Source organism: Alteromonas sp. G4i35, assembly GCF_054960375.1.
The window spans coordinates 1-14,064 of record NZ_JBHNZD010000024.1; the positions used below are offsets into that span (position 1 = coordinate 1).

The following is a 14,064-nucleotide window of genomic DNA, read 5'->3' on the forward strand; positions in this document are numbered from 1 at the left end:
AAAGATACTTCGTGTGACGACAAAAGCGGCAATGATGCTATTCATGGGTAGTGAAAGAAATGAAAGGGGGCGTCTTTTTAAGGTGAGGCTGCGCGGCCAGTTTATAGAAACGCTGTACTAAAACACTGTAATCACAATCATTATATTCATAACTACTGTATTAATAGCACAGCACACTTTTCGTATAGCGGGCGCGTTACATTCGCAAGGTTAATTAGAACAAGGCGAGGGCAATCAACCAGATGCCGTAGATAACAATATAAGGTGCACTTGCAATTAATGCCGCTTTTTTAAGAGAAAAGGCGGTCCATTGAGTAATGCCTACGGTGGCTAAATAAATGCCCCAGAATAGCTCTACCCTTAACGCCTGGCCGAAAGCGTACCAAGGCGAGTCCATCGGGATATTCGCAATATACCCAAGAGACGCTGGCGATAAAATTGATGGCGCTACTTGATGGTCGCCTGCGAACAACAGCAAAGCAACACCCACCAAACCAGTAAGCACATAAGGCATTGAAAGCCACCAAGCGAAACCATACCAGTCAGTAAAGCCATACACATGGCTGTCGTCAGAACGGGTCATTAAATTCACGTACACGGCGTAAATGGCGTTTACGATAATAGGAATAAAAAAGGCACCTATAACCGATGACCAAAGCAAAGCATCCCTGGTGAAGAAGGCCTTCATTTGCTCTTCTTCTGCCGGACTCATATCCCCTTGCGCGGCAATATTCATCTGAGCGAACCATTCAATGTCAACGAAGTTTACATACAAGTACTGGGAAACAAGCGAAATTGCCATGATCAATATAAATGGCATCCAGCTCCAATTGTTGTTTTCACCTACTGCTTTAAATACGCCATTAGGCTTGAAGAAAATATCGTTACACGCTTGAAAGGGGTTCGTTACATTGTGCATCCCTTGCTCCTATTTCGTTTTTCTTATTACTCTGGCTCTGGGTAAAGCCATGAGTCATTGTTAGCTTGCCAACAGGCAGGCAATAAATTGAGTTATAGATTACTGTTGGCTACAGGTGTTGTACAGCACAACATCTTGATATTTGTAAGAGAAAATGAATGTATTGAAAGGTTATAAATAAAAAAAGGGAAGCGTTCGCTTCCCTTTACGTAATACTGCTGATTGCTGCTCTATCTTTGGTGATTTTCTATGTCCTCTCAAAACGCGCCGCAAGACCTTACAAATAAGTAATATTAAGCAGTGTCAAAACTATGGTGCTATACAACAGCGAAATAGGCAGTCCAATTTTTATAAAATGCGAAAACTTATAATTCGCCGCATTATAAACAAGCAAGTTGGTTTGATAGCCGAATGGTGAAATAAAACTGGCACTTGCTGCAAATGCTACCGCTAATGCAAATGGCATTAGCGGTGCGCCAATGATTTGCACTAACCCGTAGGCAAACGGGAACATTAACGCTGCAGCAGCGTTGTTGGTAACGAACTCTGTTAAAACCAGTGTTAGCAAGTAGATGACTAACAATGCTATGAACCAGTCAGTACCCGACAACACCGGCATAAGTGCCTCGGTGGTTATATTAATAACCCCTGAATTTTCTAATGCGGTTGCCAGGCTTAGCGCGCCTACAATCACAACAATCAAATTCAACGGTAAATTTCGTTTCATTTCGCCGTTTGACGTTACCCTTACGCCAATTAGCACAGCGGCTAAAAACAGCAGACCAATAGCCAGTGAAATGACATTAGTTGCAGCCAATAACACCGTGGAAAGGAAGCCGCCAAGGGTAATCCACTCTTGCTTGTTGGTTAGTGGGCGGGCTATTTTTTGCTCTGACAAAATAAAAAAGTTTTTATTTAAATTTTGACGAGTCGCAAAGTCTGGGCCTGTAGCTAAAAGTAAGAAGTCACCTGCTTGAAGCTTAATTTCTCCTAACTTGCCTGACAGCTGCTCTCCATCGCGGCGAATGGCTACAACGGCCGCATCAAACAGGGCTCTAAAGCCAAGTTTTTTAATGGTTTGCCCAATAACTTGAGCGCGATTGGCAACAACTACCTCGGTTAAGCTCTCACGCAATACCCCATCGGTCTCAGCAAACATGCTTAGCCCCTTTATGTGGCTAAGATTATCAAGCTTTTGAACGTTGCCAGAGAAGATCAGTTTGTCGTTTTCCAGAATGACCAGGTCAGGCCCAACAGGAGATATCAGGTTGCCATTGCGCACCACTTCTACCAAAAAGAGTTCTGGTAAGTTACGTAAATGGTTTTGTTCTACGGTTTTGCCTATGAGCTCTGAACCAGATTCCACTTCGGCTTCAACCATATACTCGTGATAGTTATTACTCTTATTGCCAATATGAGGTAGCAAAGGCAGTAACAAAAACATGAGAAGACCACAGCTTAAACCCGCTACGGTGCCATAAAGTGTGAAGTCAAAAAAGTTAAAGCCTGGATGCCCGTGCTCTTGCAAAAAGCTGTCTACGATTAGGTTGGTAGACGTACCGATTAAGGTGACCGTACCGCCTAAGATAGCTGCGTACGAGAGCGGGATTAGTAATCGAGAGGCAGGATGATATTGGTTTTGCTTAATTGGACCAATAAGGCTTGCCACAATAGCAGTATTGTTCAAAAGCGCAGACGATAAAAAGGTCAGTGAAAACAAGCGCCAATAGGATTGAGTAAAGTTAGCACTTACTAGTTTCCTACCTAGGCGTTTTATTAGCGCTGTTTTATCAATTGCACTGCTTACCAAAAGCAACAAAACAAGGGTAATAAGACCCTTGTTTGTTAAATTTAGCAAGATGTCATCAAGAGATAACTGCTGGGTAACCAGTAAAGCTAACACTGCACCAGAAAACACAGTGGAAGGGCGCTGATTGGTAAAGATCAGCGCGCATATCGTACCGGCAAATACTGCCAGTACGATGAACTGGGTCACATCCATATTGCTCCAGTCCTGCTTAAAGTTTACTGATATCCACAGAGTTCCAATGCGGGAAGTGCTTGCGTACTAGTGCATTGAATTCAAGCTCGAACTCAGAGAAGTTTGGCGATGTATGCTGTGCGTCACCCGCAATTTCGTCAATGATCATACCAGCACCAACAGTGCCGTTGGTCAAGCGATCGATAACGATGAATGAACCGGTAGGGCGGTTGCGTTTATACGGGTCGCATGCAACAGGTTGAGTAAACTTAACGTCTACTACACCAATCTCGTTAAGATTTAAGTGCATGGCATCCGTTTCTTCCAACGTGTTCACATCAATTTGATTATCGATATGAGCAACTACCCCTGGCGTTGATTTAGTCGCGAACTTAAACAAGTATTGCTTGTTTGGCATTAGCGGCTCTTCAGACATCCACACAAGGTGAGTTTTAAATTGCGTGTTAAGCAGTGGCAAGTTGTCTGATTTTACAATCATATCGCCACGAGAGATGTCAATTTCATCTTCTAGCGTTAGCGTTACCGCTTGTGGTACATAAGCGCGCTCTTGGTCGCCTTCAAACGTAACGACTTGCTTCACCTTTGATTTCTTACCAGAAGGAAGTGCCGTTACTTCATCACCTGGTGCAACTTGGCCAGATACCACGGTACCCGCAAAGCCACGGAAATCTAGGTTAGGGCGGTTAACGTATTGTACAGGGAAGCGAAAATCTTCTAAGTTGTCGTCTTCACCAATTTCAATGTTTTCCAACATTTCCATAAGTGGCGTGCCGTCAAACCATGGTGTCTTTTCGCTCTTGCCTACTACGTTGTCGCCTTCAAGTGCTGAAATAGGTACGAACTGAATGTCAGGAATATCAAGCTGCTCAGCAAACTTCAGGTAGTCTTCCTGAATTTGCTTGTACACTTCTTCTGAATAGTCCATCAAGTCCATTTTGTTGATAGCAACAATAACGTGTTTTATACCTAGAAGAGAAACCAGGAACGAGTGACGTTTCGTTTGTACCTTAACGCCGCCGCGAGCATCAACAAGAATAATAGCAAGGTCGCACGTTGACGCACCGGTTACCATGTTACGGGTGTACTGCTCGTGCCCCGGAGTATCTGCGATAATAAACTTACGCTTGTCAGTAGAGAAGTAGCGGTATGCTACGTCGATAGTAATCCCTTGCTCACGCTCAGACTGAAGACCGTCTACAAGAAGGGCAAGGTCAACTTTCTCGCCGGTAGTGCCCACTTTTTTACTGTCTTTAGTGATAGCTGCAAGTTGGTCTTCATAAATCATTTTAGAATCGTGAAGCAAGCGACCAATTAGGGTACTTTTACCGTCGTCTACGCTACCGCAGGTAAGGAAACGTAGCATGTCTTTCTTTTCGTGTTGTTCTAGGTAAGACAGAATGTCCTGTCTCAATAATTCGTTTTCATTGTTCATGTTATGCGCTCACAAGGAAAAAGGGGTTTAACACAGACTCTTTTTGGTTGTACGTAAGAGCGTCAGCGTTTTCATCTAATGGGTTTTCAGGGTCAAGTACGGTGACGTTTGCGCCTGCTGCGAGTGCGACTGCGTGCGCTGCACCTGTATCCCATTCAGATGTTGGGCCTAATCGAGGGTAAAGATGTGCTTCGCCCTCAGCCACCAAGCAAAGCTTCAGTGAGCTGCCCATCGCCACAAGCTCGGTTTCACCTTTAAGCTGTGCCAATAAATTCTGAATTTCTGGGCTTTGGTGAGAACGACTACCTACCACTTTCCACACTTCGGCACCATCGTGCTTGCGCGCAGAAATAGCGGTAAATTCGCCATTTACTTCAGTCCACGCACCTTCACCAACAATACCTACATAGCTTTTGTTTAGTGCTGGCGCGTAAACCACACCCATGGTCGGTTTACCGTTTTCGATAAGTGCAATATTTACCGTAAACTCACCGTTTTTCTTAATAAACTCTTTAGTGCCGTCTAGCGGGTCTACCAGCCAGTATGACGACCACGTTTTGCGCTCTTCCCATGAAATATCTGCTGACTCTTCAGAAAGAATCGGCAGGTCAGATTCAGCTTCAAGGGCGTTAACGATTACGTTATGTGCGGCAAGGTCAGCTTCTGTTAGCGGGCTGGTATCCTGCTTTTCATAAATGGCGAAGTCTTTCTCGTAAATGGCCATTATCTTATCGCCAGCTTCTTTGGCGATAGCTAGCACTTTTTGTGCAAGACTATTTAAAGGCTGTGTCATTACACCAATCCCTTTTCTTGAAGCAAAGCATACAATCGCTCAGCGGTTTGCTCTGCTGGTTCATCCTGATAGGTTAAGTGTACTTCTGGCGCTTCAGGTGCTTCATAGGCTGAATCAATACCTGTGAAGTCCTTAATTTCACCGCTACGCGCTTTCTTGTATAGCCCTTTCGGGTCGCGTTTTTCACACACTTCAAGAGGTGTATCGATAAACACTTCTACAAACTCTCCGTCTTCCATTAAGCTGCGGCAATAATCGCGGTCGGCTTTGAAAGGCGAGATAAAAGCGGTAAGCACAATGGTACCGGCATCGACAAAAAGTTTAGCGACTTCGCTAATGCGGCGAATGTTTTCAACGCGATCTTTATCGCTGAAACCTAAATCGCCACACAGACCGTGGCGCACGTTGTCGCCGTCAAGCAAATAGGTGTGCTTGTTCTGCTCGTGAAGCTTTTTCTCAAGCAGGTTGGCTAATGTCGATTTACCAGAGCCGCTTAAACCCGTTAGCCAAAATACGCGAGGCGTTTGACCAAGCTTTTCAGAACGGGTGGTCTTGTTTACTTCGTGTTTATGCCAAACAACGTTGTCGGTGGCCATTAGAAGTACCCTTCCATTTTCTTCTTCTCCATCGAGCCTGCGCTGTCATGGTCGATAACTCGGCCCTGACGTTCAGACGTCTTGGTAAGCAGCATTTCTTGAATAACTTCAGGTAAGGTTGCTGCTTCTGACTCAACCGCACCGGTCAGTGGGTAACAGCCAAGGGTACGGAAACGCACAGAGCGCATCTCTGGTACTTCACCTTCTTCCAGCGGCATACGGTCGTCGTCAACCATAATAAGAATGCCGTCGCGCTCAACGACAGGGCGAGGCTTAGAAAGGTAAAGTTGTGGAATATCGATGTTTTCTAGGTAGATGTATTGCCAGATATCTAGCTCAGTCCAGTTAGACATTGGGAATACACGAATGCTTTCGCCTTTATTAACCTGAGAGTTATAAATATTCCAAAGCTCTGGACGCTGGTTTTTTGGGTCCCAGCGGTGGTTGCTGTCGCGGAATGAGTAAACACGTTCTTTGGCACGTGATTTTTCCTCGTCGCGTCGAGCGCCACCAAATGCAGCATCGAACTTATATTTGTTCAGTGCTTGTTTAAGTGCTTGGGTTTTCATGATGTCAGTATGTTTTGCTGAGCCGTGGCTAAATGGGCCAACACCAGCTTCAACACCTTCTTCATTGATGTGAACAAGCAAATCAAAACCGTGCTTCTTAGCTTGTTCGTCACGGAACTTAATCATTTCACCAAACTTCCACGTGGTATCTACGTGTAATAGTGGGAAAGGAATTTTGCCGGGCGCGAACGCTTTACGGGCAAGATGAAGCAGTACAGAAGAGTCTTTTCCTACAGAGTAAAGCATAACTGGGTTTTCAAACTCAGCAGCAACCTCACGGAAAATCTGGATACTCTCGGCTTCGAGTTGTTTCAAATGCGTTACAGACGGGATACTAGCAGTCATTTTGAAGTCCGAATTTTATGTTATATACAAAAAAGTTATATATGGGTTATTTTTCTGCATAGAACGATAACATATTTAATTTCAAAAGTAGTATGCGATTTTGCTATTTAAAATAGCTATCTTATTCCATTAAATAAAACTGTCATGCAATTGAAGCATAAGCCACTTTTTTCAAGGCCTATAAAAAGAAAAAAGCCCTGTTTAGTAACATAAACAGGGCTTGTTATTCACTTTCGTTGCGAATGACTTATTTCGTATCGTTCGCTTACCTTTCAGTCAATTTGGTCTGGAAAGCGTCGAACGTATCAACCACACCTTCTCTTGGCGAGCCAGATTTACTTAAAATCATGATGGTTAAGCTAGATAAAATAAACCCAGGGACAATTTCGTACATCCAGTCACCAAGCTTTTGGCCGCCGATTTCAATAGGAAGATAGATCCACAGTAACACCGTCACTGCACCAACGATCATACCACCTAATGCAGCACGGCGAGTCATTTCACGCTTAAACAGGCTAAATAGTACAAGCGGTCCGAAGGCTGCACCAAAGCCAGCCCAAGCATTACTTACAAGCGTTAAAATGGTGCTGTCTCTATCATAAGCTAGATAGATTGCTACGAGCGCGACAACTACTACGCTGACTCGACCAGCAATAACGAGCTCGCCATCTGACGCATCACGTCTTAGGAAGGCTTGATAAAAGTCACTGGTTAGTGAACTTGAGGTTACCAACAGCTGAGAAGAAATAGTACTCATGATCGCCGCTAAAATCGCAGCGAGCAGGAAGCCACCGATGAGCGGGTGGAATAGAATTTGAGATAAGTAGATGAAGACGGTTTCTGGATCGATTTCGTTTCCGTTACCTGTTACATAGGCAAGGCCGAAAAGCCCCGTCATTAACGCACCAATAATCGACACAATCATCCAACTCATACCGATATTGCGCGCAGTTGGTATATCTTTAACAGAACGTATCGCCATAAAACGCACAATGATATGAGGCTGACCAAAATAACCTAGGCCCCATGACATCAGTGAAACAATGCCTATTACGCTTAGTGCTTCATTGGTAGACGCATCCATAAATGCATCGAAAAGCGCCGGATTAATGGTATCTAAGGCGTCAATTGACGCGCCGATTCCACCCAACTCGCTAATAACAACGGCAGGTACCATAATGAGAGATACAAACATGATGCACCCCTGAACGAAGTCGGTCATGCTTACTGCCATGAAACCGCCTACGAGGGTATAAGCTACGACGACACCCGCGGTGACGTATAAGCCGGTCTCATAAGTTAATCCAAATGATGTCTCAAAGAGCTTTCCGCCAGCTACCACACCAGAAGAGGTGTAAAGCGTAAAGAAGACAACGATAACCACAGAGGCTATAACGCGCAATAAACGCGTGTTGTCAGCGAAGCGATTTTCAAAATAGTCGGGGAGGGTAATGGAGTTGTTGGCTACTTCAGTGTAAACGCGAAGGCGTGGAGCAACTAACATATAATTTGCCAGAGCACCGAGTGTCAAACCAACGGCAATCCAGCCAGCAGATAAGCCTGATACATACATTGCACCGGGTAAGCCCATGAGCATCCATCCGCTCATATCCGATGCACCTGCTGAAAGCGCGGTTACCGCGGGGCCTAGTTGGCGGCCGCCAAGCATATAGCCTTCTACGTTGGTGTCTGTCTGCCGATAAGCGAAAAGGCCTATCCCTAACATTACAACAAAATACAAACCCAACGAGATTATCGTGCCAGTAGCCATATAAATTCCCTATGTTTTTTCTTTCATGCTAACACCTATGACATAGAGTCTCTATGTCAGTCAGCGACCTTGCATGTTTTCTATACGGTAATTCGTAAATAAAGTTTGGCGAAAGGTTAAATTGGAAAAGATGCAACGCGCGCTCGACCTTCTCTTTTGGCTCTGTAGAGAAGCTCATCACACATCTTGATAATGGTGTCTAGGTTGGTTTCTCCGTTGACGTCTAACAGACCCGAAGAAAAACTCACGGAAAACATTTCTTTTGTATTGCTCCAGTGTTTCTGGCGAGAAAGCGCGAAATTCAGCTCGTCCAGAATTCGCTTAGCAGACCTTTGGTCGGAGTCGGAAAAGTAAATCAAAAACTCTTCGCCGCCATATCGGCAGAGCTTGTCTGACTTACGAATTCGGTTTTTGATAATCTGCGTAAAGGTAGTCAACACTTCATCACCGACAACGTGGCCGTATTTGTCATTAATCTTTTTAAAGTTGTCGACATCAAGTAGAGCAATACAGGACGCTTTATTGCCTTTCAGTGCTTTTTTCAAACTGTTTAGCATAGCTCGTCGCGTGAGAGCGCCGGTAAGTGAGTCACGCTCAGCTAGCAAGTCGCTCTGTCGTTTTGAAATCCATAGCCATAGTGCAAGAATGATGAGAATTGTGATAATCAACGCAAAAATGGTGGTTTTCATTGCTTCTTTGTCGGTAGAAAGGCCATCTTTTTCACTTCTGAGCACAGTGAGTTCTTTTTGTCGATATCGCGCTAACTCGATATCTTTCGCAATACCGTCGGTAAACGAAGAATTTGACAACTTGAATTGCTCAGTGTTTTTTTCAACAAGAAGCCTATTGTAGGTTTTCGAATGCTCATATGCTTTTTCGTAGTCACCCGAAGCATCGTAAAGCCTAGAAAGCTCCCGCTCTAACCTAAGCTTGATTTTTTCTTTAAAACCCGAATTTGGAATAGTAGCCAGAACGATATTGCGGTAACGCTGAAGGGAGTCTTGAAATTTAGCATCATCGTTCAATACCGCAGCGTAAAGTGCATCTGCGTAAGCTGAAAGCTCCTCAGTTCTTTGTTTTACCTCTGTGGTATCAAGCTGCCTGATTTGCGTCATGACTTCTTGCGCTAGCAGTTCATATCCTTCGCTTTTTTGAAACACTACTACACGAAGTCTTTGGACATACGTCAACAACCTTTCGTGCACTGACGTTACTGTGGACAAATGCTCTATTGCGTCGTTTGACATAGCCAATGCTTCTTCAAACTTATTTTGAATTAACAATGAATCGATGGCCGAGAAGTAGGCCCAAGTCTTTACCATGGTGTTGTTATCTTGCGTTTTACTTTCAATGATCTCTTTTGAGTGGAAAAATGCTCTGCTTGGAACGAAGAGTTCCAGATAAGCACCTCTCAGCCAATCATGTGCAATTACGTTTGATAACGCATTTTCTAAGCTTTTGTCTGATGAGTATCGAGGAAGGTGCGGTAACGCATATTCGATTTCATTAATTGCTTGTATTGGGTTCGCAAGGGTGAGTTCCATCGCTAACCATATGCTAGCTATAGCAGTGGCTCGTCGACTCCCAGTTTCTAGCGCTTCTCGCTGCAAACGGCGCAGTTCAGGAACAGAAAAATTTACCCTATGGTCAGAGCCTTTAAAATCATTTACCGCTCTAGCATAAATGTAATACGCCTTCGCAGCAGCGAAAAGCTCAGGCTTAATTGTCTTAAGCTCTTGCCAATGCTTATCTAATAGAGGCTCTTTAACGAAAAGTGGGATTCTCGGCGAGTCAGCATCATTCGCAGTATAAGTGGCCAACAAGTGTCTAAATATCACGCCTTCACTTTGCGTGTCATTCTGCAAACCGGCGCTCGTTAACATAGCAATGATATTCTCATTGCTCACCTCGCTAGGTGTATTCCAATGATAAATTGCCGTTGCAGCTATATGACTATAATTATCAAGTTTTTTTAGTCTAAGTGCGTTGGGAATATCTATACTTTGAGCAAAGACAGTGAAACAAGCTATTGTAGGAATCAAAAGGCAAATCATTAGCCTTGTAAAACGAAACCAAGCGCTCATTGTGATGGAGACCTCTTTACTGCGGGTAAGTGAATGAAGTGATTAACTGAAATTAAAACGGACGTTTTAACCTTTAAGTCGGAGTATAAGTTTTATTGAACAGGGTTTCATCTTAATTTTGGGCAAAAAAAATCGGCCCATAGGGGCCGACGAAGGGAAGTGCTAAAGATACGCACTTTTTTGGAACACTTTACAGTTACTTAACGTGTGTTAAGCAGAGAATTGAATCCTTTCTGACACCGCCTTTTTCATATCGCTTAAATCAGCATCTTTATCGCCAACAATCATTACATTGGCATGCTTCATTTTAATGCTCTCTCCATGGTACTGACCATCGGCAAACTCGCTTGGAACTGAGACATCTCCACGTTCAGGTACTACGAATACCGACATCTTGCCTTGTGGCGTATTCACAATCAGGTGAAGGCTTCTAACTGTGCTCAAATGGCAATAGTTTGCGACCTCTACACCGTCGAGCATTTCGCTAAAGCTGCCACCAAAGCTTGCTAGCTTTGCGTTAACCATGTTCAAATCAACAGGAAGCAACGAATGAGCGTGTTCCATTTCTGCGTACTGCATATGGGCAAGTGCTTGTCCGCCAATACTAAGCGGTTGGTGGTACCACATGGTAAGTCCGATACCTACAGTGAAAGCAACCGATGCAGCCATGGCTAAATACCAGCGACTTCTGCGTTTATAACGGGTGAATTCGTCTGCAGACTGCTGCCATATTAGCTTGCTTGCGAGATCCTCTGGTACATCGACTTTCAATGCTTGCTTTAATTGCTTATCTAACTGCTTTTGTTCATTCCAGAAACTGCGTTTACTTTCATCCGCTTTTGCCGCTTCTACAACATCACTGTCAGTCGTTTCTGGATCGGCGTAGATACGACGCCTAAATTCTAACTCATCCATTTACACGACCTCTCTGTTCATTTTGCTTCTCTAATGCCTCTTTTAGCTGATTCCTCGCTCTGAAAAGGCGAGTCATTACCGTGTTTTTGTTAAGCCCTAACTGGTTGGCGATCTCTTCGCCACTAAAACCAAAAATCAACTGGAGTATTAAGGGTTCACGATACTCCACACTCAATCCACCTAATAGTCGCTGAAGCTCTCTATCTTTCAAGTCCCCATCAGCATGCTGTGTGTCATCTTGAATATGGCAATCATCAATATCTACTGTGTCGAACTGTTTGCGTTCAAACCGACGGGCGTTTTCGCGGCGAAGAATGGTAATTAACCATGACTTTGCTGCTTTTTCATCATTTAGGGCGTCTAATGAGCGCCAAGCACGTAAAAAGGTTTCCTGAACAACATCTTCAGCAATGCTCTGGTCTTTGATAAGCCAAAATGCATAGCGGTAGATGTCGGCGTGAAATGCCTTTACTAATGCTTCATATCTTTGGTGTTTTGCTTTCATACCCGATAAGACCTGAGCATTATCAGATTTATTTCGCCCAAACATAAAAAAATCCAAAAACTTAATTTTTTCTCACTATGGCATAAAAAACGCGCCATTTCGTTAGCCGAAAGGCGCGTTTTCATTTTATTTCCAGTGATCAGAGCACCTAGTTCGAAAAGCTAGGCACGTTTTTGGGAAGTAATCCAAGCATTAATGTTTTCTTCTAAAATAGAAAGTGGGACTGGACCGTACTTCAATACCTCGTCATGGAAGCCTTTCCAATCAAACTTGTCACCAAGTTCAGCTTGGGCATGCTCTCTAAGTTCCATAATTTTCAGTTTACCAATCATATAGGCCGTAGCCTGACCTGGCATAGCAATGTAGCGCTCAATGGCTTTTTGCGCGTCGTATTCAGGGTTTGGCGTATTTTCAACAAGGTAATTTACGGCTTCTTCACGCGTCCATTTTTTCGCATGAATACCCGTATCAACCACAAGTCTGCAAGCGCGCCAAAGCTCCATGGCTAGACGACCGAAATCAGAATAAGGGTCTTCATAAAAGCCCATATCTTTTGCAAGTTCTTCGGTATATAGGCCCCAACCTTCTGTGTATGCGGTAAAGCTCAAGAATTTCTGGAATTGAGGTACACCTTCTAGCTCTTGTGCAATAGCGCGCTGCATGTGGTGACCTGGGATGCCTTCGTGATACGCCAGCGCCTCTAACTGATAAGTAGGCATTGCTTTCATGTCATAAAGGTTTGCATAATAAATACCTGGGCGGCTGCCATCTTGCGCTGGGCTTTGATAAAACGCCTTGCCCGCAGACTGTTCGCGGAATGCTTCAACCCGTTTAACAATCATGGGCGCCTCTGGAAGAATACCGAAGTATTCAGGGATAGCTTCTCGCATGTCGTCTATGGCTGTTTTCGCCATATCAAGGTATTGCTGTCTACCTTCATCGGTTGAAGGTAGATAGAATTGCTCGTCTTCACGCATGAAAACGAAAAACTCTTGAAGGCTGCCTTCAAATTTCACTTGTTTCATAATGTCGCGCATTGCATCGTGTATGCGCTCTACATTGTCTAAGCCAATTTGATGGACTTCTTCAGCGGTTAGGTCTGTAGTGGTAAACCAGTTTAGACGATTCTGATACCATTGATCACCATTGGGTAAGCGCCACACACCATCGCCTTCAGGCGTGATTTCCCTTTGATGAGCGAGTTCTTCGATAAACTTCTCGTATGACGGCATGACTGAAGTTACCAAAGCGGCTTTCGCTTCACCTAATAACGTCGTTTTTTCCGCCTCTGTGATATCCAGGCTATTTACTTTATTTTGAAAATCTTCCCAGATAGTTGAAGATGTTTCGCTAGAATCAAACGGTGCGCCGGTAATCACGTTTTTTGACGCATCAATCATTTGATCGTAGGCCCATGCAGGGGGGAATACGCCGGCTTTTTCGCGAACTTTCATTTGTTCGATAACTTGATCAAAGTACGTACGTACATTGTCTAGTCGTCCAATGTATGCCTTAGCGTCCTCTTTACTCTTTACGCTGTGAATGTTGATAAGGAAGCTAGGCACTTGTGTATGTGCGGCGCGGAACTGATGTACAATGTAACGGTGATGTCGAAATTCGTCGTTAGCTAAATCGCGCTCAATACCCAATTTATACAGGCGCAAGCTTAGCTGTTCCTGTTCACTTAACTGACTGGTGTCAAAACTATTAAGCTTTTCTAGTCGGTTTTTGGCGATAGCAATGCGAGCGTCAGCTTCTTCGTCACTGATGTCATCCCATTTGTCATAGTCCCATTTTTTACCCAAGTAACTTTGAAATAATGGCGAACGCTTAAGATCTTCTTCAAAAGTACGTTCGAAGAACGCATTAAGGCGCTCTGATTCAGACTGCCCGGCTGGCTGTTCTGTTTTAATAGGTTCTGGCGCTGTTTTAGCGGTTTCACTTGCAGGAGAGCAAGCCGTAAGCGTGGTAATGGCCAACGCAATTGGCGTTAGCTTTACTAGTGTTTTCTTCATTATATTCCCCGTCGCGTTTAATTGATTATTTTTATGAGCTAAAGCTTCAAAGATTAATAAGCCTTAAAGAGGACAATAAGGCTCAAAGGCTCGACTGTTTCTCAAACGCAAACATTTC

The 14,064-nt window shown here is 44.1% G+C and carries 11 protein-coding genes; all 11 read right to left on the reverse strand.

Features of this window, described 5'->3' with window-relative positions:
* Positions 1 to 214: 214 nt before the first annotated feature.
* Positions 215 to 919, reverse strand: a complete 705-nt coding sequence (locus tag ACFI6L_RS15430) for a YIP1 family protein (protein ID WP_014948793.1) — start codon at positions 917 to 919, stop codon at positions 215 to 217.
* Between the two features lie 277 nt (positions 920 to 1,196).
* The gene (locus ACFI6L_RS15435; protein WP_014948794.1) at positions 1,197 to 2,921 is read right to left on the reverse strand and encodes an SLC13 family permease; all 1,725 of its coding nucleotides are present in this window, start codon (positions 2,919 to 2,921) and stop codon (positions 1,197 to 1,199) included.
* A 16-nt stretch (positions 2,922 to 2,937) separates the two neighbouring features.
* Positions 2,938 to 4,353, reverse strand: coding sequence for a sulfate adenylyltransferase subunit CysN (gene cysN, locus ACFI6L_RS15440; protein ID WP_014948795.1), 1,416 nt, complete (start codon positions 4,351 to 4,353; stop codon positions 2,938 to 2,940).
* A gap of 1 nt (position 4,354) precedes the next feature.
* Positions 4,355 to 5,146: a 3'(2'),5'-bisphosphate nucleotidase CysQ gene (gene cysQ / locus ACFI6L_RS15445; RefSeq protein WP_061094584.1), complete on the reverse strand. Its 792-nt coding sequence runs from the start codon at positions 5,144 to 5,146 to the stop codon at positions 4,355 to 4,357.
* On the reverse strand, positions 5,146 to 5,742 hold the full coding sequence (gene cysC, locus ACFI6L_RS15450; RefSeq protein WP_014948796.1) for an adenylyl-sulfate kinase: 597 nt from the start codon (positions 5,740 to 5,742) through the stop codon (positions 5,146 to 5,148). The genes cysQ and cysC overlap by 1 nt, the downstream gene beginning before the upstream one ends.
* A complete protein-coding gene (gene cysD / locus ACFI6L_RS15455) occupies positions 5,742 to 6,656 on the reverse strand; it encodes a sulfate adenylyltransferase subunit CysD (protein ID WP_014976001.1) in 915 nt (304 codons plus the stop codon). Before cysD ends, cysC begins: the two co-directional genes overlap by 1 nt.
* 265 nt (positions 6,657 to 6,921) lie before the next feature.
* Positions 6,922 to 8,427: a sodium/proline symporter PutP gene (gene putP / locus ACFI6L_RS15460; protein WP_039227233.1), complete on the reverse strand. Its 1,506-nt coding sequence runs from the start codon at positions 8,425 to 8,427 to the stop codon at positions 6,922 to 6,924.
* 116 nt (positions 8,428 to 8,543) lie between these two features.
* On the reverse strand, positions 8,544 to 10,292 hold the full coding sequence (locus tag ACFI6L_RS15465) for a GGDEF domain-containing protein (protein WP_342290530.1): 1,749 nt from the start codon (positions 10,290 to 10,292) through the stop codon (positions 8,544 to 8,546).
* A gap of 429 nt (positions 10,293 to 10,721) precedes the next feature.
* On the reverse strand, positions 10,722 to 11,426 hold the full coding sequence (locus tag ACFI6L_RS15470) for a DUF3379 family protein (protein WP_014948800.1): 705 nt from the start codon (positions 11,424 to 11,426) through the stop codon (positions 10,722 to 10,724).
* Entirely contained in the window at positions 11,419 to 11,976 is a 558-nt protein-coding gene (locus ACFI6L_RS15475) for a sigma-70 family RNA polymerase sigma factor (protein ID WP_039233340.1), read from the reverse strand. Before ACFI6L_RS15475 ends, ACFI6L_RS15470 begins: the two co-directional genes overlap by 8 nt.
* Before the next feature lie 116 nt (positions 11,977 to 12,092).
* Complete coding sequence (locus ACFI6L_RS15480; RefSeq protein ID WP_462574377.1) at positions 12,093 to 13,946, reverse strand: DUF885 domain-containing protein; 1,854 nt, start codon at positions 13,944 to 13,946, stop codon at positions 12,093 to 12,095.
* Between the last annotated feature and the right edge of the window lie 118 nt (positions 13,947 to 14,064).

Bases quoted from the DNA above. Each gene is read 5' to 3' on its own strand.
- ACFI6L_RS15430 (WP_014948793.1), bottom strand. From the start codon at position 919: ATGCACAATGTAACGAACCCCTTTCAAGCGTGTAACGATATTTTCTTC.
- ACFI6L_RS15435 (WP_014948794.1), bottom strand. From the start codon at position 2,921: ATGGATGTGACCCAGTTCATCGTACTGGCAGTATTTGCCGGTACGATA.
- cysN (WP_014948795.1), bottom strand. From the start codon at position 4,353: ATGAACAATGAAAACGAATTATTGAGACAGGACATTCTGTCTTACCTA.
- cysQ (WP_061094584.1), bottom strand. From the start codon at position 5,146: ATGACACAGCCTTTAAATAGTCTTGCACAAAAAGTGCTAGCTATCGCC.
- cysC (WP_014948796.1), bottom strand. From the start codon at position 5,742: ATGGCCACCGACAACGTTGTTTGGCATAAACACGAAGTAAACAAGACC.
- cysD (WP_014976001.1), bottom strand. From the start codon at position 6,656: ATGACTGCTAGTATCCCGTCTGTAACGCATTTGAAACAACTCGAAGCC.
- putP (WP_039227233.1), bottom strand. From the start codon at position 8,427: ATGGCTACTGGCACGATAATCTCGTTGGGTTTGTATTTTGTTGTAATG.
- ACFI6L_RS15470 (WP_014948800.1), bottom strand. From the start codon at position 11,426: ATGGATGAGTTAGAATTTAGGCGTCGTATCTACGCCGATCCAGAAACG.
- ACFI6L_RS15475 (WP_039233340.1), bottom strand. From the start codon at position 11,976: ATGTTTGGGCGAAATAAATCTGATAATGCTCAGGTCTTATCGGGTATG.
- ACFI6L_RS15480 (WP_462574377.1), bottom strand. From the start codon at position 13,946: ATGAAGAAAACACTAGTAAAGCTAACGCCAATTGCGTTGGCCATTACC.